The organism is Amycolatopsis minnesotensis (genome assembly GCF_039529815.1).
GTDB lineage: Bacteria > Actinomycetota > Actinomycetes > Mycobacteriales > Pseudonocardiaceae > Amycolatopsis > Amycolatopsis minnesotensis.
In genome coordinates this window covers 251,043-275,423 of record NZ_BAAANN010000007.1, presented here as the reverse complement: position 1 = coordinate 275,423, position 24,381 = coordinate 251,043, and the positions used below count along the sequence as shown (strand labels likewise).

General features: G+C 71.3%; 21 protein-coding genes. 11 read left to right on the top strand and 10 right to left on the bottom strand.

From position 1 onward, the window contains the following. Window positions 1–53: 53 nt before the first annotated feature. The 3 genes from ABD256_RS11610 to ABD256_RS11600 form a co-directional block, all read right to left on the bottom strand. Window positions 54–605 (bottom strand): ferritin, encoded by a 552-nt coding sequence (locus tag ABD256_RS11610; RefSeq protein WP_344416630.1) that lies wholly within the window; start codon window positions 603–605, stop codon window positions 54–56. A 211-nt stretch (window positions 606–816) separates the two neighbouring features. After that, on the bottom strand, window positions 817–2,001 hold the full coding sequence (locus ABD256_RS11605) for an arginine deiminase (RefSeq protein WP_344416667.1): 1,185 nt from the start codon (window positions 1,999–2,001) through the stop codon (window positions 817–819). Between the two features lie 66 nt (window positions 2,002–2,067). Beyond that, complete coding sequence (locus ABD256_RS11600) at window positions 2,068–2,880, bottom strand: CPBP family intramembrane glutamic endopeptidase (RefSeq protein WP_344416628.1); 813 nt, start codon at window positions 2,878–2,880, stop codon at window positions 2,068–2,070. Between the two features lie 22 nt (window positions 2,881–2,902). On the opposite strand from ABD256_RS11600, the gene ABD256_RS11595 reads away from it, so the two are divergent. Then, window positions 2,903–3,367, top strand: a complete 465-nt coding sequence (locus tag ABD256_RS11595; protein ID WP_344416626.1) for a PPOX class F420-dependent oxidoreductase — start codon at window positions 2,903–2,905, stop codon at window positions 3,365–3,367. Here ABD256_RS11595 and ABD256_RS11590 read toward each other — a convergent pair. Then, window positions 3,354–4,151, bottom strand: coding sequence for a DUF2470 domain-containing protein (locus ABD256_RS11590; protein WP_344416623.1), 798 nt, complete (start codon window positions 4,149–4,151; stop codon window positions 3,354–3,356). The two genes, ABD256_RS11595 and ABD256_RS11590, sit on opposite strands and share 14 nt — an antisense overlap. A gap of 336 nt (window positions 4,152–4,487) precedes the next feature. Here ABD256_RS11590 and ABD256_RS11585 point away from each other — a divergent pair, with 336 nt between their 5' ends. Further along, window positions 4,488–5,165 (top strand): LysE family translocator, encoded by a 678-nt coding sequence (locus ABD256_RS11585; RefSeq protein WP_344416621.1) that lies wholly within the window; start codon window positions 4,488–4,490, stop codon window positions 5,163–5,165. 62 nt (window positions 5,166–5,227) lie between these two features. Here the strand turns inward: ABD256_RS11585 and ABD256_RS11580 are convergent, their stop codons facing one another. After that, on the bottom strand, window positions 5,228–6,397 hold the full coding sequence (locus ABD256_RS11580) for a homogentisate 1,2-dioxygenase (protein WP_344416619.1): 1,170 nt from the start codon (window positions 6,395–6,397) through the stop codon (window positions 5,228–5,230). Between the two features lie 84 nt (window positions 6,398–6,481). Here ABD256_RS11580 and ABD256_RS11575 point away from each other — a divergent pair, with 84 nt between their 5' ends. Next, window positions 6,482–7,336: a hypothetical protein gene (locus ABD256_RS11575; RefSeq protein ID WP_344416665.1), complete on the top strand. Its 855-nt coding sequence runs from the start codon at window positions 6,482–6,484 to the stop codon at window positions 7,334–7,336. A 186-nt stretch (window positions 7,337–7,522) separates the two neighbouring features. Then, window positions 7,523–8,152: an IclR family transcriptional regulator gene (locus ABD256_RS11570; protein ID WP_344416617.1), complete on the top strand. Its 630-nt coding sequence runs from the start codon at window positions 7,523–7,525 to the stop codon at window positions 8,150–8,152. Here the strand turns inward: ABD256_RS11570 and ABD256_RS11565 are convergent. Together ABD256_RS11565 and ABD256_RS11560 are read right to left on the bottom strand one after the other, a co-directional pair. Continuing rightward, complete coding sequence (locus tag ABD256_RS11565) at window positions 8,149–8,799, bottom strand: DUF998 domain-containing protein (protein ID WP_344416614.1); 651 nt, start codon at window positions 8,797–8,799, stop codon at window positions 8,149–8,151. The two genes, ABD256_RS11570 and ABD256_RS11565, sit on opposite strands and share 4 nt — an antisense overlap. Window positions 8,800–8,929: 130 nt before the next feature. Next, window positions 8,930–9,529 carry a TMEM165/GDT1 family protein gene (locus tag ABD256_RS11560; protein WP_344416610.1) on the bottom strand — a complete coding sequence of 200 codons (600 nt, stop codon included), beginning with the start codon at window positions 9,527–9,529 and terminating at the stop codon, window positions 8,930–8,932. A 167-nt stretch (window positions 9,530–9,696) separates the two neighbouring features. Between ABD256_RS11560 and cutA the strand changes: the two genes are divergently transcribed. Further along, window positions 9,697–10,014 (top strand): divalent-cation tolerance protein CutA, encoded by a 318-nt coding sequence (cutA, locus tag ABD256_RS11555; protein WP_344416608.1) that lies wholly within the window; start codon window positions 9,697–9,699, stop codon window positions 10,012–10,014. 1 nt (window position 10,015) lies between these two features. Here the strand turns inward: cutA and ABD256_RS11550 are convergent, their stop codons facing one another. Further along, complete coding sequence (locus tag ABD256_RS11550; protein WP_344416606.1) at window positions 10,016–10,882, bottom strand: NmrA family NAD(P)-binding protein; 867 nt, start codon at window positions 10,880–10,882, stop codon at window positions 10,016–10,018. Window positions 10,883–11,048: 166 nt separating this feature from the next. Between ABD256_RS11550 and ABD256_RS11545 the strand changes: the two genes are divergently transcribed. From ABD256_RS11545 to ABD256_RS11525, 5 genes are all read left to right on the top strand, one after another. Beyond that, window positions 11,049–12,545, top strand: coding sequence for a cytochrome ubiquinol oxidase subunit I (locus ABD256_RS11545; RefSeq protein ID WP_344416604.1), 1,497 nt, complete (start codon window positions 11,049–11,051; stop codon window positions 12,543–12,545). A 164-nt stretch (window positions 12,546–12,709) separates the two neighbouring features. Continuing rightward, entirely contained in the window at window positions 12,710–13,717 is a 1,008-nt protein-coding gene (cydB, locus tag ABD256_RS11540; RefSeq protein ID WP_344416602.1) for a cytochrome d ubiquinol oxidase subunit II, read from the top strand. Beyond that, entirely contained in the window at window positions 13,714–16,956 is a 3,243-nt protein-coding gene (cydC, locus tag ABD256_RS11535) for a thiol reductant ABC exporter subunit CydC (protein ID WP_344416600.1), read from the top strand. The genes cydB and cydC overlap by 4 nt, the downstream gene beginning before the upstream one ends. A gap of 14 nt (window positions 16,957–16,970) precedes the next feature. Continuing rightward, window positions 16,971–18,110: a GAF domain-containing sensor histidine kinase gene (locus ABD256_RS11530; protein ID WP_344416663.1), complete on the top strand. Its 1,140-nt coding sequence runs from the start codon at window positions 16,971–16,973 to the stop codon at window positions 18,108–18,110. Window positions 18,111–18,174: 64 nt separating this feature from the next. After that, the gene (locus ABD256_RS11525; RefSeq protein WP_344416598.1) at window positions 18,175–20,346 is read left to right on the top strand and encodes an AAA family ATPase; all 2,172 of its coding nucleotides are present in this window, start codon (window positions 18,175–18,177) and stop codon (window positions 20,344–20,346) included. Here the strand turns inward: ABD256_RS11525 and ABD256_RS11520 are convergent. Together ABD256_RS11520 and ABD256_RS11515 are read right to left on the bottom strand one after the other, a co-directional pair. Then, window positions 20,324–21,928 (bottom strand): hypothetical protein, encoded by a 1,605-nt coding sequence (locus ABD256_RS11520; protein ID WP_344416596.1) that lies wholly within the window; start codon window positions 21,926–21,928, stop codon window positions 20,324–20,326. The genes ABD256_RS11525 and ABD256_RS11520 overlap by 23 nt on opposite strands. A gap of 26 nt (window positions 21,929–21,954) precedes the next feature. After that, a complete protein-coding gene (locus tag ABD256_RS11515) occupies window positions 21,955–22,581 on the bottom strand; it encodes a response regulator (protein ID WP_344416594.1) in 627 nt (208 codons plus the stop codon). A gap of 176 nt (window positions 22,582–22,757) precedes the next feature. Between ABD256_RS11515 and ABD256_RS11510 the strand changes: the two genes are divergently transcribed. After that, window positions 22,758–24,365 (top strand): sensor histidine kinase, encoded by a 1,608-nt coding sequence (locus tag ABD256_RS11510; RefSeq protein ID WP_344416592.1) that lies wholly within the window; start codon window positions 22,758–22,760, stop codon window positions 24,363–24,365. The last annotated feature ends 16 nt before the right edge of the window (window positions 24,366–24,381 follow it).

Sequence of the window (24,381 nt, the reverse complement as noted above, 5' to 3'; positions counted from 1 at the left end):
TCCACAGGGGGAGAGCGCGGGTTCTTCGTGTGGTGGGAGCAGTGGCTTCGGTGTTACAGCTTGCCACCCGCGACCGGCGGCATGGCGGCGTCGTCGCCACCGTCGCCGACGCTTTCGCGGTGCAGGAAGTTCTCCACCTCGAACAGGTTGCCGTTGGCGCGCTTGATGATCGTCAGCAGCGTGCTCATCTGGGAGATCTCCTCGACCTGCTCGGAGATGAACCACTGCATGAACTGCTCGCCCTGGTAGTCGTCCTCGGCGCGGGCCGCCTTCGCGAGCGTCTTGATGTCCGCGGCGACCTCCTTCTCCTGGTCGAGCGCGAGCTGGATCAGCTCGGCGGCGTCGGAGAACTCGTTGCGGACCTCGCCGGTGCCGGGGATGTCCACGTGGTGGTCGGTGTCGAGCATGTACTGGACGAGCGCCATCGCGTGGTTGCGCTCTTCGACCGACTGCTTGTAGAAGTGCTTGGCCAGCTGAGGAAGGTCCGCGTTGTCGAACCACACCGCGAGCGCGATGTACTGCTGGGAAGCGTTGAACTCGTTGTGGACCTGCCCCTGCAGTAGTTCGTAGAACTTGGAGCGCGGTTCCTTTTTCGTGAGGGCCATGTCTTTAACGGTACGTCACACGAGTGCATTTCTCCACTGGGATCTGGTGATGTACCCCCCAATTGTGTAGCATTCTGAGCATAGGTATATCTAATTTCACTTAGGCTTTCCTAATAAATGCGGCCACTGCTTAGGCAAGCCTTTCTTTTGGTTAGGTAAGCCTTGATTGAATACGGCGGGGCGGTTGCCGCCCTCGTCTCACCCCGGTGGGTTACACCGGGTCGCGCAGCACCGGGCACGACATGCACCGCGGCCCGCCGCGGCCGGAGCCCAGCTCGGAGCCCGCGATCGCGAGCACTTCGATCCCGGCCTCTTCCAGCCGCGCGTTCGTCTCGCTGTTGCGCTCGTAGCCGACGACCACGCCCGGCGCGAGCGCGAGCGTGTTGTTGCCGTCGTCCCACTGCTCCCGTTCCGCGGTCACCGGGTCGAGGCCGGTGTCGATCACGCGGAGCCGGTCGATCTTCATCGCCTCCGCCGCCGCGGTGAGGAACGGCGCCGGCCCGTCCACGCGCACGCCGCCGCCGTCGTCGGGCCGCATCGTGTAGGCGACGAGCGAATCGCGCGCCAGCGGGTACATCACCACCGCGTCCGCGCCGACCATCGTGCACACGGTGTCGAGGTGCATGGTGGCGCGCTCCTGCTCGATCGGGACCGCGAGCACGGTGTGCACGACGTCGTCGGCGAACAGCGACCTGGCGAGCGACTCGGCACCGGCGGGGGTGGTCCGCTCGCCGACGCCGACGGCCAGCACACCCGGCGCCAGCAGCATCACGTCGCCGCCTTCGATCGGGGCGGAATGCGCGCCGTAGGCACGGGCCGCCTGCCGGAAAAGCGGGTGGTAGGCGTAGACGAGATCGAGGACCGCGGTTTCCCGGCGGCGCGCCGGCATGGTGAGCGAGGAAATGGCGACCCGGTCGCCGATCCACGCCGAGGAATCGCGGGTGAACAGCAGGTTGGGCAGCGGGTCGACCGCGAAGTCGTGCGGGGAATGCATTTTCCGCACCAGTGACGCGCCGTCGGTGGCGGGCAGTTCCTCGAACGTCACGCCCGACATCAGCACCTCCGCGAGCGCGCTCGCGCCGACGCCGGAAAGGTGCGAGCGCAGCGAGTCCGCGAGGTCGTTGCCGAGCCGCCGGTCGTCGACCGCGGCGTGCACCCCCGCCGCGTGCGCCCTCGGATCGGCCAGCGCGGCGCGCAGCGCGTCGGCGAGCAGCAGCACCTCCACGCCGCGGCCGCGGAGCACCTCGGCGAACGCGTCGTGCTCCTCCTGCGCGCGGTCGACCCAGGGGATCGAGTCGAACAGCAGCTGGTCGTTGTTGCGCGGCGTCAGCCGTTTCAGCTCGTTGCCGGGCCGGTGCAGCAGAACCGTGCGGAGCGGACCGACCTCGCTGTCCACCCTCGGGGTGGCGGATTCACTGATCACCCCCCGACCCTAATCAATGCGGGCCTGCCACGACACGTGCTAAGGGAGCCAGGACACGTGCCCGCGCAGCAGCGCGTACCCGACGAACGCGACCACGTCGAGCAGCGTGTGCGCCACGACCAGCGGCCACAGCCGGTTCGTCCGCTGCCACAGCCTGCCGAACACGAGCCCCATCACCAGGTTCCCGAAGAACCCGCCGATGCCCTGGTAGAGGTGGTACGAACCACGCAGCGCGGCCGCGGCGAACAGGGACGAGTTCTCCCGGAAGCCGAGCTGGCGCAATCTGGTCAGCAGGTAGCCGATCACCAGCACCTCTTCGGCGAAGGCGTTGCCGAACGCCGAGACCGCCAGCGAGATCGGCCGCCACCACGTGTCGTCCAATGTGGACGGTTGGACCTGGAGGTTGAACCCGAGCTGCCAGCCGACGAAGTACAGCGCCAGCCCCGGAATCCCGATCAGCGCGGCGAGCCCGGCGCCCCACAGGGCGTCGCGGCCCGGCCTGCGCCGGTCGAACCCGATCTCGGCGAGCCGCGTCCCGCCGCGCCAGAGCAGGTAGGCGCCGAGCGCGCCCCATCCGATCAGCTGCGCCGCGCTGAGCAACTGCTTGAGCAGGTCGATCAGATCCATCGCGGCCTGCGGCACGTTGAGCGCGACCTGCTGTCCCGACAACGGTTCCGGCCGGAGCAGGGAGTCCACAAGGGACAGCAGGCTGCGGGCGCCGGACAGGCCGAGGGTGATCGAGAAGACGATCAGGACCTCGATCTTGAGCCGGCGCCGCTCGGCGGGGTCGGTGACCACTTCCGGTGCGCCGGGACGGTCGGGGCGCAGCCAGGAGCGCACGGCGGAGGTCATGCGCGCACGCTACCGTCCCCTCATGCCGAGTATTGCTACTAACACCTCCGTGGAACGCGCCGAACTGGTCGAGTTCCTGCGTCCCCGCCACCACGCGATCCTGACCACCACGAGGGCCAGCGGGGGAGTGCAGCTTTCCCCGGTCACCTGCGGTGTCGACGAAGAAGGCCGCATCGTGATCGCGACCTACCCCAAACGTGCGAAGGTGCGCAACGCCCGGCGTGACCCGAATGTCTCCCTCTGCGTGCTTTCCGACGAATGGAACGGGCCGTGGGTGCAGGTCGACGGCACCGCCGAAGTGCTCGACCTGCCCGATTCGGTGGAGCCGCTGGTCGACTACTTCCGCGCCATTTCCGGCGAGCACCCGGACTGGGACGAATACCGCGAGGCGATGCGCAGGCAGGGCAAGAGCCTGCTGCGCGTGACGATCGAACGGTGGGGACCGGTCGCGACGGGCGGTTTCCCGCCCGAGCTCACTGCTGACTGACCACCGGGGCGGACAGGAACGGGCACCCGATCAGCCTGCGCAGTTCGACCGCGAGATCGGGCGGGCTCTCCACCGGACGAGAGAAGGCGAGCCGGACGTCGTGGTCGCCGGTGTCGGATTCGACGCGCAGGCGCAGCCCGTGGCGGTCGAGGCCGAGCGGGCGGATCCGGCCGTCGCGCAGTTCCTCCGGCAGGTGCCTGGCGAGCTGGCACACCACGTCCGCGTGATCGGTCTCCAGGTGGCGCAGCCAGTCGCGCTCGTAGCCGTGGAACGGGTCCGGCGCGGCGGCGGAGAACATGTGCGGGCGCAGCGACTGCGTGCCCTCGGCGTCGGCGAGCACGAGCGAGGCCGGTGTCAGGCGCAGCAGGCTGAGCCCGTGACCGAGGTCGAGCAGGCGCGGATCCGGTCGCTCGTCGGCGATGGAGACGGCACGCGCCCGCGCCGAAAGGTCGCTGAGCGGGCGGAGCCAGCCGGTGATCCAGAGCAGGCCCCTGATCGGTTCGCGCAGCTCGACCGGGGCGTGGTCGGCCAGCTCGAACATCACCGCGAGCTCGCCGCGCCCGGCCTGTTTCGCCGTGGCGACCAGCGCGTGGTCGTCCGGCAGCATGATGCTCACGCTGCCGCTGGCGTGGACGTGGTGGAGCACCGGCTCGACGCGTTCGGCCGCCGGGTCGCCGTGGCCCGCGGTGGGCACGAGCGTGGCGGGGCCGCCCCGTTTCGCGATCGTCTTGGCGCGTTCGGCCGCGGTGGGTGCGGGCGGGCGCCGGGTGGATGTCTCGGTCAAGGCTCACCTCCTACTTAGGTGAGCCTAAGCTATGTAGCCCTCGGTGGGAAGACGGTCACGGGATGATCGCGACTATCGTCTCGCCTGCTGGATATCGCCTTCCGCGAAGACCTTCAGGGAAGCCGTGCGCACCACGCCTTCGAACCGAGTCCCGTGCCGGGTTGTCCACAGACGGCCGGGTTGTCCACAGATTCGCCCAGCGCGCGCCCCACCGCGTGGGGCGCCGATACGCTGGAAGCGGGGCCGCCCCCCAGTGGCGGGTGGGGGGTGCCCGGTACTGGCTGTGATCGGGATCGACCAGCTCACGGCCCGGCCGGAACGCCGTAGGCTGCGGTCATGGCGGTCATGGCGGTCATGGCGGTCATGGCGGTCATGGCGGTCATGGCGGTCATGGCGACCTGGGGGCAGCTTCTTCCGTTCGGCGGCGTGGTGGTTCTCGGCGCCATGGCGCCGGGGCCCGATTTCGCGATGGTGCTGCGGCATTCGGCGATGTCGGGCAGGCGCGCCGGGTTCGCCGCCGCGCTCGGGATCACCGGCGGGATCATGGTGTGGTCCGCGGTCGCCGCGCTCGGTCTCGCGAGCCTGCTCGCGGCGTCGGCCACCGCGTACACCGCGGTGAAGCTCGCCGGCGCCGCGTACCTGGTCTACCTCGGCGTGCGCGCGCTGCTCGCCGCGAGGAGGGGCGAGGGGTACGAGGAACCGGAGCCCGCCGCGTCGCCGGGGGTGGCGCACGCGTTCCGGCAGGCACTCGTCACCAACGTGCTGAACCCGAAGTGCGCGGTCTTCTTCGTCGCGCTGCTGCCGCAGTTCCTGCCCGCGCACCCGACCGCCGGCGACAGCGTGCTGCTCGCGCTCATCCCGATGGGCATCACGCTGCTGTGGTTCACCCTGGTCGCGAACGTGGTGGGCGCGATGCGGAAGCTGCTGTCCGCGAAACGCGTGCGCAGGACGATCGACGCGGTGACCGGAACCGTCTTGGTGGCGCTCGGCATCCGGATCGCGTCGACCGCCTGACGGCACTACCGGACTTTCGGCAATGGCTTGCTCGCGGCTACGCCGCTTAGGAAACCCGACAACTACCCGGGTGCGCGGCCCGACCACGTCCAGGCGTAGCCCGGATCCTCCGAAGCGCCGGCGGCTTCCCCGAGGTCGAGCGGGGCGAACGTGTCGACCATGACCGCGGTCTCGTCGAAGTAGTCCGCGCCGATCGACGCCTCCGCGGCACCGGGCTGCGGCCCGTGCGTGAACCCCGACGGGTGCAGCGAAAGCGAGCCGATGCCGATGCCGGAGCCCTTGCGCGCCTCGTAGTTGCCGCGCACGTAGAACATCAGCTCGTCCGAGTCGACGTTGGCGTGGTTGTAGGGCACCGGGATCGAGCCGGGGTGGTAGTCCACCTTCCGCGGGCAGAACGAGCACACCACGAAGTTCGGGCCTTCGAACGTCTGGTGCACCGGCGGCGGCTGGTGCACGCGGCCCGTGATGGGCTCGAAGTCGTCGATGTTGAACGCCCACGGGTACAGGCACCCGTCCCAGCCGACGACGTCGAACGGGTGTGTCGCGTAGGTGTAGCGGGTGAGCCCGGCGCGGTGGCGCACCAGCACGTCCACGTCGGTGCCGTCGACCACGTGCGGTTCCACCGGCCCGCGGATGTCGCGCTCGCAGTACGGCGAGTGCTCCAGGAACTGCCCTTTCGCGGACAGATAGCGCTTCGGCGGCCCGATGTGCCCGCGCGCTTCGAGGATGTACAGGTTCACCGCGCCGTCGGGGACGACCCGGTAGGTGCACGAGGTCGGGATGACGACGTAGTCGCCGTCCCCGACGGTCAGCACGCCGTAGACGGTCTCGACGGTGGCCGTGCCCCCGGAGACGTACAGCAGCTCGTCACCGGCCGCGTTGCGGTACAGCGGGCTCGGTTTCGTTGCCACCACGAAGCCGATCGACACGTCGGCGTTGCCGAACAGGCGCCGCCGGTCGGTGACCGCGTCCGCGTCGGCGGTGAACTTCAGGTCGCCGGTGCGGAAGTGCCTCGGCTTGAGCGGGTGGTTCGGCTGCAGCTCGCCGCGCTCGTCCGGCACCGCGACGGCGTCCACGATCGCGGTCGGCAGGCCGCGGTGGTACAGCAGTGCCGAGTCGGCGGAGAAGCCCTCGACGCCCATCAGCTCCTCGGCGTAGAGCGCGCCCTCGGGGGTGCGGAACTGGGTGTGCCTCTTGTGCGGGATCTCGCCTACCCGTCGGTAGTACGGCATTCGGCCCTCCTGCTAGGTGTCCGCTGGTCGAACAAATTTGTCCCCATGTCGTACGCTACTAGCGTGTCAGTCGTGTCAAGCGCTGTGGAACTCACACCCCCCGGCCCCCGTGGAATCCCGCCCCTGTTCACGCGGCTCGTCGACGACTCCGCGTTGTTTCCCCCGGGGGAGGCGACCATGCCCGAGGCCCTCCGGGCGCACTTCGAGTCGAAGGCCGGTGAACACGCCGGCGTGCTCGGGGTGTTCCTGTGCCAGGCCTCGCGGTTGCCCGAGCTGATCACCGAGTTGATCAAGCTCAAGCCGAAGGAGCCACTGCCGTTGTCGTTGATCATCGACACCGGCCTCGGCGGGGTGCCGAAGGCGATTTCGATCGTCGAATCCCGCAGTGAGCTGCTCGCGCTGCGGATGGTCGAGATGCCCGCCCCGTCCGACGTGGACGAGGTTTGGCTGGAGCGGGTCTCCGAGTTCGTGCCGGAGGACGTGGTGCGCGTCGTCGAGCCGCGGCGCGGCGTCGGCTGGCTCGACGGGGTCCGCAAGGTCATCGAGCACGGCAGCTGGCCGAAGATCCGCTGCGGCGGGCTCGCCGACGCGAACTTCCCCAGCGTGGACGAGGTCGCCGACTTCCTGTCCGTGGTGAGCACGTTCAGCGGCGCGTCGTTCAAGGCGACCAACAGCCTGCACCGCGCGGTCCGCCACGTCGACGGGACGAGCGGGTTCACCCACCACGGGTTCCTGAACCTGCTGGTCGCCTCCGGCCGCTGCCTCTCCGGTGGTGACGTGCGCGCTGCGCTCGAAATCACCGACGGCGCGGAGCTCGCGAAGGAGGCGTCCGCGCTGTCCGAGCCCGCGGCCAAGGCGGTTCGCGCGCTGTTCGCGTCCTACGCGGCCGCGTCGTTCGACGAGCCGGTGGATGACTTGAAGGACCTTGGCCTGTTGTGAGTGCCGACGACGTGATCTTCCCAGCGGAGGAGCCATGGGTACTGACGACGTGATCTTCCCAGCGGAGGAGCCATGGGTACCGACGACGTGATCTTCCCAGCGGAGGAGCCATGGGTACCGACGACGTGATCTTCCCAGCGGAGGAGTCATGGGTACCGACGACGTGCGTTTCCCAGCGGAGGAGCCATGGGTGCAGAGGGGTCGTTGACGCTCGACCGCGGGCTGGCGCTGCTGCAGGCGGTGGCGGACGCCGGTGGTGAGGCGGCGACCATCTCGGAGCTCGCGGTGACGATCGGGGCGAGCAGGGCGGCGGTCTACCGCCTGCTCGTACCGTTGTCCGAACGCGGGCTGGTGTGGCGCGACGGCACCAAGGTCCGCCTCGGTGTCGGGGTGTTGCGGCTCGCCGGCCAGGTGCTGCCGCAGCTGCGGCAGGCCGCGCACCCGGTGCTGCGGGGGCTGGCGGAGAAGGTCGGCGCGACCGCGCACCTGTCCGTCGCGGAGGGCGATCACGTGCAGGCCGTCGCGGTGGTGGAGCCGTCGTGGACGAACTTCCACGTCGCCTACCGGGCGGGCAGCAGGCACCCGCTCAGCTCCGGCGCCGCCGGCAAGGCGATCTCGCTGCGCCAGGACGGCCCGCGGTGGGTGTCGACGCGGGGGGAGCTGCAGCCGGGCGCCTCCGGCGTCGCGGCGCCGGTGCGCGGGGTGCCGGGGCTGAAGGCGAGCGTCGGCGTGGTCTCGCTCGACCCGATCGTGCCGGACGAGGTGGGCCCGCTGGTCGTCGCCGCGGCCGCCGCGCTGGCCGAGGTGCTGCGCTAACGGGGTTTGAGCAGCGGGCGGACCATCGTCAGCAGCAGCATCAGGTCGACGGTGAACAGCACCCGTTCGAACAGGCCCATGGTCAGTTCCTCGCCGGAGGCGAGCTGCCAGATGAAGCTGCCGAGGAGCACGCCCACCACCAGCGCGCTCGCGGCGGCGAGGCGGCGGATCGTGGTGCGGCGCGGTTCCCACGGGCATTCGGCGTTCGTGCGCCGGGTGAGCACCCACGCCGCGGCGGGCAGCGCGAGGAACGCCAGCAGCGCCGCGTAGTTGTGCACCTGTCCGCTGAGCGAACGCGCCTCGCCGTGCGGGTCGACGGGGAAGGCGGCGCACACCGCCAGCCCGGTGCACCACAGCCCCAGCAGGGCGGGCACCGCGCGCGGGCGCTTCGCCTTCACGATCCCGGCGAGCAGGGCCAGCGAGCCGAGCGCGAGCGCGAGGCACATCGCGTTGAACAGCGGCGCCGCCGAATCGGTCGCGCCGAACCGGCCGTAGACGTATTCGGACAGCGTCTGCCAGATCGGGCTGACCTGTGCGGACAGCCGCAGGTGCAGGTCGACGGAGATGGCGATCGCGACCGCGATGCCCGCCACGGCGACCTTGCCGTGCAGCGGAGACACCGCGCGGACCGGTGGCAAGGTGGTCACCCTGCAGTACCTCGGCTCTCTGCTCGACCTGAACGCGGTAAGGACAGGGCAACCGCGGCGACATCGCCGGTTCACCCTGTCCTTGCCGAATGGTCATACAGGATTGCCGATAACGGGACGGTGAAGCAACTCAGACGAGCGTCTGAACCACCGCGAAGAGTGCGAGCCCGGCGAACACGAACCCGGCGACCCGCTGGATGAGCTTGGGCCGGATGCGGCTGCGGATCTTGTGGCCGATCGCCACCGCGATCGCGGCGACGCCGACGAGCGCGAAGAACGCGCCGAGGCCGACCGCCACCGGGTGCCCGCCCCGCGCCGCGAGCCCCGCCGTCGCGAGCTGCGACGCGTCGCCCCATTCGGCGGCGAACAGCACGCCGAACGAGGTCAGCGCGGCGCGGAGGAAGGTGACCGGGCTCGGCCCGGAGCGGGCGGCGTCCTCCTCGCCGTCGGCGTCCGGGGCGAACCCGTCCTTGAGGAGCAGGAACGCGCCGAGCGCGAACAACGCCGCGACCACGAGGGAAACCGCCGTTTCCGGGAGCAGCGTCAGCACGCGGCCGAACAGCACCGCGACCACGCATTGCACCGCGAACGCCGCGCACACGCCGGCGAACACCGGCCACGCCCGGAACCTCGTGGTGAGCACGAGGGTGGCGACGAGCGTCTTGTCCGGCAGTTCGACCGCCAGTACCAGGCCGAACGCGCTGATGAACGCGAGAAGTGTGGCAGACATCGGCAGAAACACGCCCCTTTCACTGCAACGATAAAGGGCGTGTTCAGAAAAGGGCAAGATGATCGCTTTTACGAATTGCCGTTTTCGGTTTCGTCGGCGCCCGGAACCGGGGCGGCTGATAATTGATTTCGGTGCGCCGAAACTATTTGTGCGTTACGGTTGCGGGTATGGCCGACCACGTAATCGTCACCACGACCACCGACTCGGAGGAGTCCGCGACGGCACTCGCCACCGGCGCCGTCGAGGTGAACCTCGGTGCCTGTGCGCAGGTCACCGGTCCCGTCACGAGCGTGTTCCGCTGGGAGGGCGAGGTGCGGACAGAGCCGGAGTGGCGGGTCGACGTCAAGACCGCCGCGGACCGGGTGTCCGACCTCACCGACTACCTGCGCGCGAAGCACGGCTACGACGTGCCCGAGGTGATCGCCACGCCGATCACCGGTGGGAACACCGAATACCTGGCCTGGGTGACCGCCGAAACGAGGTAGCTCAGCTCGCCGCCCGCTTGACCAGCGCGGCGCCCTTCGCGGCGAGCCAGCCGTCGAAGGTCAGCAGGCCGGGGTGGCGTGCCCGCAGTGCCGCGACGTCCGCCCTGCTCCCGACCTCGCCGCTGTTGAGCAGTTCGAATCCGCGCGCGCCGGTCTCGCTGCGTGCGCGGATGGCGTCGAGCGGGACGGGTTCGTAGGTGATCGGCAGCCCGGTCATCTCGGCCATGGCGGCGGCCTGCTCGATCGGGGTGCGCACGTCACCGGCCAGTTCGAGGGTCTCGCGGAAGTCGCCGGGATTCGCCAGTGCGAGCGCGGTGAAGGCGGCGATGTCGTCGAGCGCGATCAACGGCTGCCGCAGGTCGCCGCGGATCGCGGTGGTCAGCTTGCCGTCGTGCAGGCCCCACACCGGGTGCACCAGGTTCTCCATGAACGAGGCGGGGCGCAGGATCGTGGCGTCGTCGCCGAGGTACTGCTCGAGCGCCCATTTCGCGGGCTGCAGCCCGAAACTCGAGGTGCGTTCGGCGTCGGCTCCCGAGCTGTACACGATGTGCTCGACGTCGGCCTCGCGCGCGGCGTCGATGACGTTCTTGCCCGAGGCGTACTCGTCCTGGCCGGGTGCCATCGGCCCGGCTTGGACGCTGAAAACGCCGTAGGCGCCGCGCATCGGCGGCGCGAGGCTGTCGCGGTCGAGCTGGTCGGCCGCGACCACTTCGGCGCCCGCCGCCGCCAGCTCCCGAGCCTTGGCCGCGGCCGGATCGCGCGTGATCGCCCGGACGCGCCAGCCGTCGGCGAGCAGGCGCGTGGTGACGGCCCCGCCCTGCTGGCCGGTCGCGCCGGTGACCACCACGATCCTGTCGTTCCCGTTCATCGGTTCTCCGTATCGTCGTAATCGGAACGTTGAGCCCGGTTACAACGATACGGAACGTGCGCCCCGTTTGTCGAGCGGACCTGGGAACCGGGCGGGACCTAGGTCCCGCCGAGATCGGGACCGCGGGACCTGACGCCGCCCGCCCGCCCGGCGAAGACTCGGAGTCGTGGAAGTCCTGGAACTAGCGCGATGGCAGTTCGGCATCACGACCGTGTACCACTTCCTGATGGTCCCGTTGACCATCGGACTGTCCGTACTGGTCGCGGGGATGCAGACCGCCTGGGTGCGCACCGGCAACGAGCGCTACTACAAGATGACCAAGTTCTGGGGGAAGCTCCTGCTGGTCAACTTCGCGATGGGCGTGGTCACCGGCATCGTGCAGGAGTTCCAGTTCGGTATGACCTGGAGCGCGTACTCGCGGTTCGTCGGCGACGTGTTCGGGGCGCCGCTCGCGATCGAGGGGCTCGTCGCGTTCTTCGTCGAGTCGACCTTCCTCGGCCTGTGGATCTTCGGGTGGGACCGGCTGCCGAAACGCGTGCACCTCGGCTGCGCCTGGGCCTTCTCGCTCGCGACGATCACGTCGGCGTACTTCATCCTGGCCGCGAACTCGTGGATGCAGCACCCCGTCGGCGTCGAATTCGTCGACGGCAAGCCGACCATGAAGTCGATCGGCGCGGTGCTGGGCAACAACACGGCGCTCGCCGCGATCCCGCACACCGTCGCCGGCGCGTTCGCGGTGGCCGCGGCGTTCCTGGTGGGGGTGGCCGCGTGGCACCTGTGGCGCAAGCGGCACGAGCCGGACGAGCACCGGTCGGTGTGGCGCTCGTCGTTGCGGCTCGGCGGGTGGACCGGGATCGTCGCGTTCGCGGTGCTCGCGATCACCGGCGACTTCCAGGGCAAGCTGATGTTCGAGCAGCAGCCGATGAAGATGGCGTCCGCGGAAGCGCTGTGCCACACCGAAAATCCCGCGAGCTTCTCGATCATGGCGATCGGGGACGTGGCGGACGCGGACTGCGAGGACGTCAAGACGTTCACCGTGCCCGCGCTGCTGTCCTTCCTCGCGCACAACGACTTCTCCAGCGAGGTCAAGGGAATCGAGCCGCTGGTCACCGAGTACCAGGCGAAGTACGGCACGAACTACCCCGACGACCCGCAGCTCGGCTCGCTGGCCGGGAAGCCGATCGACTACGTGCCGAACCTGCCGGTGACGTACTGGGGATTCCGGCTGATGATCGGGTTCGGCGCGATCTCGGTGGGAATGGGCCTGCTGGCGCTGTGGTGCACGCGCCGCGGCCGGATCCCCGGCGGCAAGTGGTTCCCGCGGCTCGCGCTGCTCGGCGTCGCGACCCCGTTCCTGGCCAACAGCGCGGGCTGGATCTTCACCGAGATGGGCAGGCAGCCGTTCGTGGTGGTGCCCAATCCGTCCGGTGTGGACGGTGTGTGGATGTTCACCGCGCGGGCCGTTTCGCAGCTCTCCGTCGGCGAGGTGTGGGCGTCGCTCATCTCGCTGACCGCGATCTACGCCGCGCTGGGCGTGGTGGAGGTGTTCCTGATGCGCAAGTACGTGCGCGGCGGCATCGAAGGCGTGATACCGCCGGAGAAACCGAAGCAGGACAACGACAACAGCGAATCCGACGGCGAACCACTGGCCTTCGCCTACTAGGGGATCGAGATGACCGTGATCTGCGCACCCCCCGCCCGTCCCTGGGGGCGGCCCCGCTTCCAGCGTATCGGCGCTGGGGGGTTGCGGGGGCGGGGCGGGCGAATCTGTGGACAACCCGCCCGCCTGTGGACAACCCCGGCACCGGGCTTCGGGAGGCGAGTGTAATGGGCCTCGCGACCGTCTGGTTCTGCGTCGTCGTGTTCTTCTGGCTCGGCTACCTCTTCCTCGAAGGGTTCGACTTCGGGGTCGGCATGCTCCTGCCGGTGCTCGGCAGGGACAACACCGAGCGCCGCGTCATGGTGAACACCATCGGCCCGGTGTGGGACGGCAACGAGGTGTGGCTCATCGTCGCCGTCGGCGCCACCTTCGCCGCCTTCCCCGGCTGGTACGCCGCCCTCTTCTCCGGCGCGTACCTGCCGGTGCTGCTCATCCTGCTCGCGCTGATCGGCCGCGGCGTCGCGTTCGAGTACCGCGGCAAGGTCGACTCCGCGCGCTGGCGCCGCGCCTGGGACACCGTCATCGTGCTCGGCTCGTGGATCCCCGCGCTCGGCATCGGCATGCTCCTCGCCACCACCGTGCTCGGCCTCCCGCTCGACGCGCAGGGCAACCGCGTCGGCGGCCCGTTCGAAGCGGTCCGCTGGGACACCGTGCTCGGCGCGCTCGCCGTCGTCGGGTTCTCCCTCGTCCACGGTGGCGCGTTCCTGACGCTCAAGACCTCGGGCGAATTCCGGGCCCGCGCGCATCGCCTCACCCTGCGCCTGCTGCCGATCGGCCTGCTCCCGCTCTTCGCGCTCCTCGTCGTCGTTCAGCTACGCGAAGGTGCACTGTGGACACTGATCACGCTCGTGATCGCGGTCCTCGCCGCCGTTGTCGCGTGGCTCCGATCGACAGCAGGACGCGACGGCCAGGCGTTCGCGTCGCTCGGTGTGGTGATCGCGGCCGCCGTGCTCACCCTGTTCGGCGCCCTGTACCCGGACGTCCTTCCGTCCACAACGGACACCGCGAACTCACTGACGGTGGCCGGAGCGGCATCCAGCTCCTACACGCTGACCGTGATGTCGTGGGTCGGCGCGTTCGGTGCCCCCGCCGTGCTCGTCTACCAGTGCTGGACCTACTGGGTGTTCCGCAAGCGCATCGGCACCGCGCAGATCCCGGCGGTGCACACCCCATGACCGGACTTTCCCGCCGCGCACCCCTTTCCGCCTCGGTGTCCACCGTGGACACTGCGCGGACGGGAAAGGGCCCGCTCGGCGCGCTGCCCGCGCTTTCCGCGGCAGCGCGCCGGGCGCTCGCCCTCGCCGGGGCGATCGCCGTGGTGCGCGCGGGTTCGGTGGTGGCACAGGGGTTCCTGCTGGCATCCGTGCTGGCTTCGATAGTCCAAGAAGGAACGGGGGAACCGGGGGACTTCAGCGCCCGGCTGGCCGCACTGCTCGGCGTGCTCATCGTGCGGTCGCTGGCCGGCTGGGCGCTGAAGGTCGTTTCCGCCCGCGCCGCCGCGGGCGCCGGAGAGGAACTGCGCGGGAAGGTCGTCGACCGGACGCTGCGCCTCGGTCCCGAATGGATCGCCGCCCGCGGCACCGGCGAGCTGACCGCGCTGAGCACCAGGGGTCTCGACGCGCTCGACGCCTACTTCACCGACTACCTCCCGGCACTGGTCACCGCGGCCGTCGTGCCGCCCTCGGTCGGGTTCGCGATCCTGGTCGCGGACTGGCCCTCGGCCGCCGTCATCGCGCTGACCGTGCCGCTGCTGCCCGCGTTCGCGATCCTGATCGGCAAGTACACCGCCGACCGCGTGTCGACCGCCACCGACGCGGTCCACCGGCTGGCCGGCCACCTGCTCGAACTCGTCCGCGCGCTGCCCGTGCTCACCGCGTTCCGCCGGGCGGGCGCGCAGGAAACCGCGGTCCGCCGCGTCTCCGACCGGCACCGCAAGACCACCCTGAGCACGTTGCGCATCGCCTTCTCGTCGGCGTTCGCGCTGGAACTGGCGGCGACCCTGTCCGTCGCACTGGTCGCCGTGCTCGTCGGAATGCGGCTCGTGTCGGGCGATCTCACGCTCGCGATCGGGCTCGGCGTGCTGATCCTCGTCCCCGAGTGCTACCAGCCGATCCGTACCGTCGGCGCCGCGTTCCACGCCAGCGAAGACGGCGTCGAAGCCGTCCGCCGGGTCGCGGAAATCCTCGACGAGGAGGTCCCGGAATCCGGGCACCTGCCGCCCCGCCGCGGCGAGGTGCGAGTGGACGGTCTCCGCGTCGCACGGCGCGGCGGTTTCGCCCCCGACGGCGCGGCGTTTTCCGCCCGCCCCGGCGAAACCACCTGGCTGGATTCCCCGAGCGGCGCGGGCAAATCGACCACGCTGGCGGTGCTGCTCGGGTTCGTCCGGCCCGCGGACGGCACCGTCACGGTCGACGGGACCCCGCTCGCCGACCTCGACCTCGACGCGTGGCGCCGCCGGATCGCCTGGGTGCCGCAGTCCCCGGTCTTCACCGGCGGGACCGTGCGGGACGAAATCGGCGGCTACGAAGGCGACCTGCTGGGCCTCGACGGGCTGCTGGACCGATCGGTGGACCGGTTGTCCCTGGGGCAACGGCACCGCGTCGCCGTGCTGCGGGCACTCGCGCGCCTCCGCGACGGCGCATGGCTCCTGCTGCTCGACGAACCGGCCGCCCACCTCGACGCGACCGACGCGGCACGCGTGCTGGCCGCGGTGGACGAGGCGCGGCGCGCGGGCGCGGCCGTGGTGATCGCGGCGCACGATCGGGACGCGGCCGCGCACGCCCCCGCCGAGCCGGTGCCCGCGGAACAGGTCGACGAGCCCGAGCGCCGAGGCGAACCGATCCGTCTTCGCGCACTCGTGAACCGGCGGTTCGTCGCCGGAGCGCTGCTCGGCGCCGCCGCGCTGCTTTCCGGGCTCGCGCTCACCGCGACCTCGGGCTGGCTGATCGCGAAGGCTTCGCAGCACCCGCCCGTGCTGACCTTGACCGTCGCGGTCGTCGGGGTCCGCGCCTTCGGACTCGGCCGGGCCGTGCTGCGCTACGCCGAGCGCCTCACCACACACGACGCGGCGTTCCGCACGGCGACCGAGCTGCGCGCGTGGCTGTGGCGGCGGCTCGTCGCGCTCGGCCCGGCGCGCACACTCGGCCTCCGCCGCGGCGAAGGCCAGCGCAGGCTCGTCGGCGACGTCGACACGGTCCGCGACCTGCTGCCGCGCGTGCTGACGCCGCCGATGGCGGCCGCGATCGTGCTGGCGGGCGCGATTGCCCTGCAGGCAATCGTGTTGCCGAGAGCCGGACTCGCGCTCGCGATCGCCGTCCTGCTCGCCGCCGCGCTCGCGCCGTGGCTCGCGGTGCGGATGGAACGCCGCGCCACCGCGACCATGGCCGCGCTGCGCCGGAACGTCGAAACCGAGGTGCTGCGGCTGACCGAGTCCGCCGCCGAACTGATCGCCTACGGCGCGGCGGCCCGCCGACGCGCCGAGCTGGCGGACGCCGACCGGGAACTGGCGGTGGCCGCGCGACGGCAGGCGTGGGGCGCGGGCGCCGCGGACGCGGTGATCACCCTGCTCACCGGCGCCGCCGCGATCGCGAGCGCGGCCTTGTCCGTCGGGGCCGGGATCGACCCGGTCCTCGCCCCGGTGCTGGCGCTCGTCCCGCTCGCGCTGGCCGAACCACTCGCCATGCTGCCCGCCGCCGCGGTCAACTGGGCGCCCCTGCGCCGCGCGCGCGAACGGCTCGGCGCGCTGACCGGGGAAGCGCACGAAGCCGCGCCGGAGAGTGCGGCGGTCGACCTGCGCGACGCCGCGTTCCGGTGGCCGGGCGCCGCGCACCCGGTGCTCACCGGCGTGGACCTGCGGATCGAGCCGGGCACCACGGTCGCCGTCGTCGGCGCCTCGGGAGCGGGCAAGTCGACCCTGCTCGCCGCGCTGCTCGGCTTTCTGCCCGCCGAACACGGCCGGGCGAGCCTGCCGCGCGACATCGCGTGGGCACCGCAGGAACCCCAGCTCGTGGCGACGACGATCGCCGAGAACCTGCGGCTGGCCGACCCGGACGCGAGCGACGCGCGCCTGCGGGAAGTGCTCGACTCGGTCCTGCTCGGCGACCTCGCGCCGGACACCGTGCTCGGCAGCGGCGGCGCCGGGCTCTCCGGCGGCCAGGCGCGGCGGCTCGCCGTCGCCAGGGCACTGCTCGCGGCACCCCGGGCCGGTCTCGTCCTGCTCGACGAGCCCACCGCGCACCTCGACGGCCCGACCGCGGACGCCGTGTCGGCCAACCTGCGGGCCGCGCTCGCGGGCCGCACGGTCGTGCACGTGACCCACCACGCCGGCGAAGCGGCGGACGCGGACCTCGTGCTCGAAGTGCGCGAAGGGCGTGTCACGGCAGGCGAGCCAGCCCACGCCGGGAGCCGGTCGTAATGTTGGCAGTGCTGATGGAACCGACACTCGCCGCGCGCGCACTGTCCGCGGCCACCGAGATCACCACGACCGCGCTCTCCGGCGACGAACCGAGCGCGGTGCTCGGCTCTGTCGTGGCACGGGCGGCCGAACTCGCCGAAGCCGATCTCGGCGTGGTGATGGTCCGCGCGGACGACGGCACGGTGTCGATCGAAGCCGCCTGCGGCGACACCACGCAGACACTGGTCGGGCTCGTGCTGGCGCCCGAATCCGCCGCGGGCAAGGTCGCGCGCGGCGGCGAAACCGTGGTCGCCGCCGACGTCACCACCGACCCGAGGACCGCGCCGTACGTGCCGGACGAGCTGAAGCGGTTCGGCCCGTTCGCCGCCGCGCCGTTCGGGGCGGGCGGCCGCGTGCTCGGCGCGCTCACCGTCTACCGGCGCCAGGGCGCGGAGCCGTTTTCGGCGGCGACCATCGAGGTGCTCACCGCGTTCGCCGCGCAGGCCGGGGTGGTGCTCGCGCTCGCGGAAGGCGCCAACGCGCGGCACCGGGTGACGCTGTACCAGGAACGCGAACGCATCGCGCGCGAGCTGCACGACGTCATCGTGCAGCGCCTCTACGCGGCCGGCATGCAGCTCGACCGGGTGCGCAGGCGCATGCGGAAGCGCTTCGCCCAAGGCGACGCAGAACGCCTCGGCGAAGCCGTCGACCAGCTCGACCAGACGATCGAGGAAATCCGCGGCACCGTCCGCGCGCTCCGCTCACCCGACCCGGAACACGCCCAGGCACCCGCGACCGACCTGGCCGAATCGGCCAACGGCGAGGTGCGGATCGCGGGCGAGCTGCTGGGCTTCCCGCCCACCCTGGAACTGTCCGGCGACCTCGGCGACATCCCCGCCGAAGGCGCCGACCACATCCGCGCCGCACTGCGCGAGGCACTGTCCAATGTGGTCAGGCATTCGGGGGCGAGCGAATGCCGCGTCACGCTCAGCCGCGACGGCGAAGGCGTGAAACTGCGCGTCCGCGACAACGGATCCGGCGTCCCCCAGGGCGTCGCCACGCGCGGCCTGCGCCACCTGTCCGAACGCGCCGACGCCGCGGGCGGGAAGTTCTTCGTGAACTCCTCGCCCAGCATGGGCACCCTGGTCGCCTTCGACCTCCCGCTCCCGCACTGACCGGTTCCCCGCGCACCCCGGAATTGCTACCGTGGGTGACCTACAGTGCTGAGGGGGACACGTCGTGTGGGAGATCCTCGCGGTCGAAGTGGCCAAGGCCGTGGTCACCGGCGCCGTCGGCGGCCTGAAGGAGGTCGTGACCGGCGCACTCGCCCGCGGCAGGGACGAGGAACAGGTCACCGCACTGCTCGGCGACCAGCCCGGCCTGGAAACCGCGATCGTCGAAGCTGTCCGCGCCGACCCGGAATTCGCGGCACGCCTGTCCGAGCTGGTGTCCGTCCACTCCGGACCGCCGGGAACGGCGCGCTCCATGCCGAGGCTCGCCGACCCCTTCGTCGACCGGACGTCCGCGCTGACCGGTGGCAGCGCGCCCGGCCTGCACCTGGTCACCGGCAGGCGCGGTGTCGGCAAGACCTCGCTGGTGACCAGGATCGCCGCCGAAACGGCGGACCGGTTCCCGGACGGGCAGGTGTACGTCGACTTCACCGAGTGGCGGACCGGCAGCGTTCTGCGCCGCACCGAGATCGTCACCCACATCCTCGCCGAACTCGGCGTCGACAACGCCCTGCTGACCGCGAACGCGCCCGAACTGTGGGCGCAGTACCGGCGCGTGACCGCGCGCCGCCGGTTCCTGCTCGCGCTCGACAACGCGGAAAGCCTCACGGACGTGCGGGAACTGGTGCCGCCGTCGCCGCACAGCCTGGTGCTGGTCACCGCGATCCGGCCGGACGACGAACTGCTCGCCGAGTACCCGTCGGCGGAGATCAAGCTGGACGCGCTGGACGAGGAGTCCGCGCTCGAACTGCTGGCGCACATCACCGGCCGGGCGGTCGTCGATGCCGAACGCCCGCGGTCGAAGGAGCTGATCGAGGCGTGCGACCGGATGCCCTACGCGATCCGCCTCGCGGCGGTCCGGATCGCGAAACGGGCCCGGCGCTCGAAGGAGCCGATCGCTTCGGTGCTCGCCGATCTGCGGTCGGGCGGCGCGCTCGGCGGCACGGACGTCATCGCCGCCGCGTTCGCGGAGACCTTCGGCGAACTGTCCGGTGACGCCGCCGAACTGTGCCTGCTGCTCGCGTCGCATCCGGGCGGCGACTTCACCGAGCGAACGGCGCGCGTGCTGCTCGGACGGCCGGTCGGCGACGCACTCGACGAACTCGATGACGCCGGATTCCTCGCACCCGTGCGGGAATCGCGGCTCAAGCTCTACAACCTGGTCCGCGAAGGCGCGCGCCGCCGTGCCGACGAAGAGTCCACTGTGGTCGATCGGCTGCTCGGGTTCTACCGCGACCAGGCGGTCGCCGCGGACTTCCGCGCCGGGGCGGACCGGCTGCGGTGCTACCGGGTCCCCGGCGCGGTCCCGGCAGGGGACTTCGACGGGCCGAATCCGATCGACGCGCTGAACTGGGTCGACCGCGAGCGCGAGGCGTACGCGTCGCTCGTGCGATCGGCGTCCCGGCGCGGCCGTGACGTGGAGGTCGGCCAGATCTGCGGCGCGCTCGAAATCCTGATGATCAACCGCGGGCACCTCCGCCTGTTCGCGGAGATCACCAACTGGGGCATCGAAAGCGCGCAGCGGCTGGGAGAGGACGCGCTCGAAGCGCGCATCCGGAGCCAGCAGGGGCGCGCGTACCTGCTGTCGCACGAGTTCGCCCGCGCCAGGCCCCAGCTCGATCGCGCGCTGGAACTCGCACGGGGCCTCGACAACCCCGGTCTCGAATCCTCCGTGCGCGAGTTCTTCGGGCGGTTCTTCGAGGAGCAGCGCGACTACGAGAACGCGAGCGACCTGTTCGCGTCGTCGATCGCGCTGGACCGGGCGATGGCGCAGGCGGGCTCGCGGGCACTGGGCCTGCACACCCGGATGCAGGCCAACGTGTTCGTCAAGCGCGGGGCCTACGACCGGGCGCTCGCGGCGCTCGACGAATCGGCCGCCAACACGGCCGACGTGCGGAACCTGTCCAGGGTGTGGACCGTCCGGACGAAGGCGCTCATCGGACTCGGCCGCGTCGGCGAAGCAGGGCACGCGTTCCAGCACTCGTGGCGGCTCGCCGAGGAAGCCGGTGCGACCCAGTACTCCGCCGAGCTGAACGACCTCTACGGCGATTTCCTGGCGGCGAGGGGCGACTGGAAATCGGCGCACGACTACTGGCTGCGGGCGTACAAGACCTATTACGACGCGGGGCACCCCAAGCAGTTCGAACTCCAGCCGAAGGTCAGCCCCGTCGCGTCGAGGTGACGTCGAAGACCCGGCCGCCGATCCGCAGCCGGTGCCTTCCCGCCACCGGTTCGCGCCGCGTGACCAGTGCGTAGGCGAGTGACGCGAGCGCGATCGGAGCGACGCCGGGTGCGGTCAGCTCGTACGAATCGCCCTCGCGCAGGAGAACCGCGCACCGGGTGTCGTCCGTGGCGGCGGCAAGGCGGGCGGCGGGCCATCCGGCCAGCAGCGCGGCGGGATCGGAACCGTCCATTTCGGACCAGACAACGGCCGCGCCGTCCAGTTCGCGGAGTTCCGCCTGTTCGGCGTGCGCCACCACGTGACGCATCGGGAGGGTGGCCGAGGTATGGGGGAACCGCTCGACGACGGCGACCGCGCCGTCGAAGTCCACGGACGCCACGAAACTGGCGAGCCGGGCCTCCGGGACGACCGGAGCGTGCACCGGTGGGAAGGCCGGGTCCTCCGGCTCGGTGAGGTCGAGGAAGCGGTAGAGCAGGCCGGTGAGGCGATCCGCCGATCCGCCCTCGTGCTCGATCGCCTGCGCGACGACGGCCTGATGCGAGCCGGCGCGATGACTGTCGCGTATGGACTCGATCTGCGCGCGCAGGTCGCCACCGGGATCCAGGCGGTGCGCCTGCCCGGCGAGCGCGGCGAGCGGGGAACCGGCCACCGTGGTCCGGCTCTTTCCCGCCGCCAGCAGCAACGGCTTGTCGACGGCCGCCGCGTACAGCGCGGCGGAGCCTTCGTCCGAGAGCACGCAGTCCGCCGCCACCAGCGTCGCCTGCCAGCCGCGTTCCGGGGCGATCAGCGCGAGACCGCGGCCGATCGCCTCCCCGAGCCAAGCCCTGATCTGCCACGGCCCGTGCGCCGCCCAGACGCCGGGATGCAGGATCACCGCGACCTGGTACTCGTCGACCGGCAGCGCGTTCACCAGTAGGCCGGGAAGTTCCGGGGTGGTGCCGAACAGCGAATGCCGCCCCCACGTCGAAGCCAGTGCCACCAGGGTCCGGCGGCCGGTGCCGAGCGCGGCCCGGTAGTGCGCGGCGCGGTGCACGCTCGCCAGCATCCGGTCGTGGCACGGATCGCCGACCACGACGGCGCGTTCGAGGACCGCCGGCGCCGCGAACCGGAGCTGTTCCCGTTGGATCCCGTGCGACAGCGCGAGCGCCGCGGGCACCACCTCGCCGTCCCGGAGCAGCCGCGACGGATTCATCCCCGAGGTGATTTCGCCGCCGGGGTAGTACTTCTGGAACCCGATGCCGTGCGGCACGAGGACGACCGGCCCGTCCAGTTCGTGCAGCGCGTCGTTTTCGCTGGCGGCCAGCACGAGGTCGAACCGGGTCTTGGCGGCCAGCGCCCACGGCACGACGGCGGCGCCCAACCGGTCGAGCACCTGGGGCACCCCGGCGTGGAAGATCGCCGGGTTCTCTTCGTCGCAGGTGAACACGACCTGGATCCGGTGGTCCCGCTCCACCAGGGAGAGGATGTCCAGCAGGCGCGTCAGCGCGGTGATCGTCCTGACCACGACCAGCAGCCGCCGCTCGAAGCCGACGGTCAGCCAGGCGTGGTACGCGTCGTCAACCGGGACCTTCCGCCAAAACATCGGGGGGGGGGTTACGTTTTCCGGCACTACTTGCCCCGGCGCGCGACCCAGGCCGCCGCCTGGGTGCGCCGCTGCATCCCGAGCTTCGCCAGCACCGACGTAACGTAGTTCTTGACCGTCTTTTCGGCCAGGAACAGCCGTTCCGCGATCTCCCGGTTGGACAGCCCGTCACCGATCAGTTCGAGCACCGCGCGTTCGCGTTCGGTGAGCGCGCCGAAGTCGTCCTCCGGCGGCTTGCGGAACTTCTCCAGCACGCGCGCCGTGGTCACCGGGTCGAGCAGCGAGCGGCCCGCCGCGACCTCGCGCACCGCGGTCACCACGTCCTGCCCCCGCACCTGCTTCAGCAGGTACCCGGACGCGCCCGCCATGATCGCGCCGACCATCGCCTCCTCGTCGTCGAACGCGGTGAGCATCAGGCACTGCGGCGGATGCGGCCGCGACCGCAGCTCGCGGCACAGCCCGACCCCGTCCCCGTCGCCGAGGCGCACGTCCACCACCGCCACGTCCGGCTCGAGGTGCAACGCGACCGCCAGCGCCTCGTCGACGCTGCCCGCCTCCGCGACCACCACGATGTCCGGCTCGTCGCCCAGCAGCTCCCGCAACCCGCGACGCACCACTTCGTGATCGTCGACGAGCAACACCTCGATGGCCATACCCCGAGGTTACGGCGCATCGTCACGCCGGGTCGCGGGGGCGGACGGTGGTTACGCACCGCGAGCGGCCGGTCGGTGGAACGGTATTGACCTGCAAATTGCAGGGTGCATAGCGTTCCGGGGCGGGCGCGGGGACCCCTCGAACGGCGAGTCGCGGTGAAAGGGTTTGGGTCGCCTTGAAGCAAACACGCACGCCTTCGTTCCGAACTCGTGCCAGGGCGGTCGCCTTCGTACCCGCGGTGGCGCTGCTGCTCGCCGGTGCCGGTGTGGTCGCGTGGGCGGGGCAGTCGGCGGAGCGGGCGCATTCGTTCGCCACGCGGGCGTCGGCGTCGGCCACGTCGGCGTCCGTCGTCGTCGGCGTGTCCCAGAACGACGCCGACGCCATGGTGGGCCGGGCCCGCGAGCTGGCGGGTGACGCTCCGGGCGCCGAGATCGCCGTCGAGCAGGTCACCGCGTTCGAGCTGCTTTCGCTCGCTCACGTGATTTCCCGCGCGGACGCGCCGGTCCAGTACGTCGAGCACAGCCTCGACGCGCTCGCGGGCAGGCTCGCGCCGGATGTTCGCCACGATCTCGACACCTTGCGGGCGGGTGAAGCCTGGCACCGCGTGAGCGCGGGCCAGGCTGCAGGTGCCGGTCATCAGGCCGCCGACCAGCTCGTGGGGCTCTACCTCGAACAGAGCGTCCGCGTGGCGAGGCTCGCCGACCGCGCGGCCTGGCTGGCGCTGCTGGTCGCCGTGTTCGGCGGCGGCGCGCTCATCGCGGGCGCGGTCGCCGCCTACCTCGCGGTCACCCGGTTTTCCGGGCGGCTCGCGGGCAGGCTCGACCGGCTGCGCGTCCAGACGGCCGGTGTCGCCGACGTCCAGCTCCCCGAACTGGTCGCGAGGGTGCGCGCGGGCGAGCGCGTCGACCCCGCCGCCGAGCTGCTGTTCCTCGATCACGGCGACGACGAGATCGCGCGGCTTGCGGACGCGTTCACGCTGGCACAGCAGTCGGCGGTGTCCGCCGCGGTCGGGGAAGCCACTTCCCGCGCGGGCGCCAAGCACGCGTTCGCCGAACTGTCCTGGCGCACCCAGCTCCTGCTGGACCAGCAGCTCCGCACCCTGGACGAGGCCGAACGGGCGACCGCCGACCCGGCCGCGCTCGGCCTGCTGTTCGACGTCGACCACCTGAGCACGCGCGCCCGCCGCAACGCGGAGAACCTGGTGGTGCTCGGCGACCGGCGGCCCGCTCGCCGCTGGCGGAGCCCGGTGCGCCTGTCCGAGCTCGTCCGCGGCGCGGTCGCGGAGGTCGAGTCGTACACCCGCGTCGGCGTCGGGGCGCTCCCCGATGCCCACCTCGAGGGCGCCGTCGTGGTCGATCTGGTGCACCTGCTCGCCGAGCTGCTCGACAACGCGATTTCGGTGTCGCCGGCGGAAACCCGCGTCGAGGTGTGCGGTTCGGTCGCCGGCCGCGGGATCGTGCTCGAGATCGAGGACCGCGGCGCCGGGATGCCGGCCGCGCGGCTCGACGCGATGAACGCGCTGCTGCGGGAACCGCGGGACTTCGGCGAGCTGGTCGGCTCCGGCGCGGGGGTCGGGCTGTTCCTGTGCGGCAGGCTCGCCGCCCGGCACGGGATTTCGGTGACCCTGCGTGGTTCCCCGTACGGCGGGACGACGGCGATCGTGCTCGTGCCGGAGGCGGTGATCGCCGACGAGGTGCTGGCGCAGATCCGCGACCAGGCGCCGTTCGTGCCGAGCCCGCAGCCACGGCGGATCGCCGCGAAGCTGAACGGCGCCGCGCGATGAGGCGGACGACTACTCG

Bases quoted from the DNA above. Each gene is read 5' to 3' on its own strand.
- cydB (WP_344416602.1), top strand. From the start codon at position 12,710: ATGGGCCTCGCGACCGTCTGGTTCTGCGTCGTCGTGTTCTTCTGGCTC.
- cydC (WP_344416600.1), top strand. From the start codon at position 13,714: ATGACCGGACTTTCCCGCCGCGCACCCCTTTCCGCCTCGGTGTCCACC.
- ABD256_RS11580 (WP_344416619.1), bottom strand. From the start codon at position 6,397: ATGCCGTACTACCGACGGGTAGGCGAGATCCCGCACAAGAGGCACACC.
- ABD256_RS11585 (WP_344416621.1), top strand. From the start codon at position 4,488: ATGGCGGTCATGGCGGTCATGGCGGTCATGGCGGTCATGGCGGTCATG.
- ABD256_RS11550 (WP_344416606.1), bottom strand. From the start codon at position 10,882: ATGAACGGGAACGACAGGATCGTGGTGGTCACCGGCGCGACCGGCCAG.
- ABD256_RS11595 (WP_344416626.1), top strand. From the start codon at position 2,903: ATGCCGAGTATTGCTACTAACACCTCCGTGGAACGCGCCGAACTGGTC.
- ABD256_RS11520 (WP_344416596.1), bottom strand. From the start codon at position 21,928: ATGTTTTGGCGGAAGGTCCCGGTTGACGACGCGTACCACGCCTGGCTG.
- ABD256_RS11610 (WP_344416630.1), bottom strand. From the start codon at position 605: ATGGCCCTCACGAAAAAGGAACCGCGCTCCAAGTTCTACGAACTACTG.
- cutA (WP_344416608.1), top strand. From the start codon at position 9,697: ATGGCCGACCACGTAATCGTCACCACGACCACCGACTCGGAGGAGTCC.
- ABD256_RS11530 (WP_344416663.1), top strand. From the start codon at position 16,971: ATGGAACCGACACTCGCCGCGCGCGCACTGTCCGCGGCCACCGAGATC.
- ABD256_RS11570 (WP_344416617.1), top strand. From the start codon at position 7,523: ATGGGTGCAGAGGGGTCGTTGACGCTCGACCGCGGGCTGGCGCTGCTG.
- ABD256_RS11560 (WP_344416610.1), bottom strand. From the start codon at position 9,529: ATGTCTGCCACACTTCTCGCGTTCATCAGCGCGTTCGGCCTGGTACTG.
- ABD256_RS11515 (WP_344416594.1), bottom strand. From the start codon at position 22,581: ATGGCCATCGAGGTGTTGCTCGTCGACGATCACGAAGTGGTGCGTCGC.
- ABD256_RS11600 (WP_344416628.1), bottom strand. From the start codon at position 2,880: ATGACCTCCGCCGTGCGCTCCTGGCTGCGCCCCGACCGTCCCGGCGCA.